Origin of the sequence: Peterkaempfera griseoplana (genome assembly GCF_001418575.1) — a bacterium.
In the GTDB taxonomy this organism is placed as follows: Bacteria; Actinomycetota; Actinomycetes; order Streptomycetales; family Streptomycetaceae; genus Peterkaempfera; species Peterkaempfera griseoplana.
On sequence record NZ_LIQR01000208.1, the window covers coordinates 1 to 1,844 of the forward strand.

General features: G+C 69.5%; 4 protein-coding genes. 1 reads left to right on the plus strand and 3 read right to left on the minus strand.

The features are described from left to right. A partial coding sequence (locus AOK09_RS16765; RefSeq protein ID WP_055588016.1) for a YwqG family protein occupies positions 1–723 on the minus strand: 723 nt, incomplete at its 3' end. A 326-nt stretch (positions 724–1,049) separates the two neighbouring features. Here AOK09_RS16765 and AOK09_RS16770 point away from each other — a divergent pair. Further along, a complete protein-coding gene (locus AOK09_RS16770) occupies positions 1,050–1,406 on the plus strand; it encodes an ASCH domain-containing protein (protein WP_079063128.1) in 357 nt (118 codons plus the stop codon). An 11-nt stretch (positions 1,407–1,417) separates the two neighbouring features. On the opposite strand, the gene AOK09_RS16775 is transcribed toward AOK09_RS16770, so the two are convergent. Beyond that, entirely contained in the window at positions 1,418–1,699 is a 282-nt protein-coding gene (locus AOK09_RS16775; RefSeq protein WP_055588017.1) for a hypothetical protein, read from the minus strand. A gap of 39 nt (positions 1,700–1,738) precedes the next feature. Then, positions 1,739–1,831 (minus strand): DUF7144 family membrane protein, encoded by a 93-nt coding sequence (locus AOK09_RS43865; protein WP_456153969.1) that lies wholly within the window; start codon positions 1,829–1,831, stop codon positions 1,739–1,741. Between the last annotated feature and the right edge of the window lie 13 nt (positions 1,832–1,844).

Consider the following 1,844-nt stretch of genomic DNA (forward strand, 5'->3'; position numbering starts at 1 on the left):
GCCGGGGGCGACGGAAAGGTCGTGCCAGTAGGGGTCCGCCGGCCACTGCTCGCTCCAGGCCCTCAGACGTGCGGCCAGATCCGCTTCGAGCCGGTCGGGCGAGGGGAACTCACGTACCGGCTCGGGGTGGAGCACACACGGTACTGGGACACATTCGGCGGCGGCGACATAGGCAGGCTCCGGCGGGGTGGGCAGTACTTCGCGTACCTCCGAGGACCGCCGCCACCTCAGCTGCACCGCGGCGGATCCCCCCTCGACCTCGTAGGACGGCGCCCAGAGGACCTGCAGCAGGTCCGTGCCCTGCGGGAAGGCGAGTCCCGGCACATCGCGGGCGTAGAGCTGGACGACCGGAATCAGAGGCTGGGGCCCGGACGGCAGTGACTCCGGGTCGAGCCCCGCACTGATCCGGTTGACGATCTCCCGTTCCTCCTTGGTCAGCCCTCCCCCCTCGGGTCCGCTGGACCGTGAAGACGCCCTGGCCAGCAGGGCTCGCTCCAGACGAAGGTCCGCAAGCGTGGTCACGGGCTCGCCGAGGATGTACGTCAACTCGTACTCCGGCCAGGGTTCGTCCGCCGGCCACAGCAGCGGTCCACCCACCGAGCTGTCATGGACGGTCGGCTGCCCCGGAACGGGGTGCAGCCGGAACGCCGTCCTGGCCAGATCCGCCAGTTCCGGGAACACCTCGGTGATGTCCAGCGGACGCGGTGGTGTCGTACGGGTCATGTCCTCCCCCTTCATCGGACCGTGGCCGCATCGAAGCACACGGCACCGACATCCGGCGGAGTCGCGACCGACGGCCGAGGTCAGGAGTGCACCGTCAGGGCGGCCCGNNGGCCGCGCGGCCGCGCGGCCGTTGCCCGTCATGGCCCGCCCCTCCACCGTGACCCGTCGTCCTTCACGCCGCCGACCTGGGCGGAGGGGTACGGCGTACTGTTCGGTGGTGGAGAAGACGGTCACTGGGCTTCCATGACGGGTCCCCACGCCTGGTCAACGCCCTCGCAACCCTCCGCCAACTCGAGACCGACCCTGACCGCGCCTACACCGAGCCGATGCCACTGTCCGACCACACCCAGCCCGACCAGGCCCGACACATGAACCTGTACCGGGCCTACTTCGACCTGGTCGCAACCGGCCGCAAGACCGTCGAGGTCAGGGTCCAGTACCCACACCTGAGTGACCTCGCCCCCGGCCAGCACATCCGCTTCGGATGCGACCAGGACGAGTGCCTGACCGTGGTCCGGCGCGTCACCAGGTACGCCTCGTTCGTGGAGATGCTCGACGCCGAAGGGCCCGCCTCGGTCAACCCGGACGCCACGGCGGAGGAGCAGCTCGCTGCGATCCGTCGCATCTACGGGCCGGAGAAGGAGGCCCTCGGCGTCCTCGCGATCGAGGTCGCACGGGTGTAGCGGGGAGGCGATCAGACCCTGGGTGAGGCAGTGAGGAAATTCCGCACTGTTCGTCGGGCCCAGCCCGCTCCGGTGCGCGCCGCGAATGGCTCACCGTTGAGCGCATGGCAGTCCTTACCGAGGTCCCACCACAGCTGCCCGTCCGAGGTCAGTACCCTCTCGGCGATCCGGCGGAGGCCTATGTGCACGCCGGTGCCGACATCGGGGGTCTCGTCGTGGGCGCGAGGGGCGACCACGGAGTGGACGGTGAAGGCTGCGATGTCGTCGACGCCGGGCGCGGAGCGAGACCGCACCTGCCCAACGGTCCGGGACGCAGGCAGGTGCGGGAGGGGTCAGCGGACGTCGAACCTGCTCAGGGACCAGATGGCAACGAAATCGATCAACATCAGGGTGATCGACCACAGCGGGTAGTACGGCACGAACATGAACTGGGTGACC

Excerpts from the sequence above, each read along its gene's own strand:
- AOK09_RS16770 (WP_079063128.1), top strand. The coding sequence starts at position 1,050 with ATGCCACTGTCCGACCACACCCAGCCCGACCAGGCCCGACACATGAAC.
- AOK09_RS43865 (WP_456153969.1), bottom strand. The coding sequence starts at position 1,831 with ATGTTCGTGCCGTACTACCCGCTGTGGTCGATCACCCTGATGTTGATC.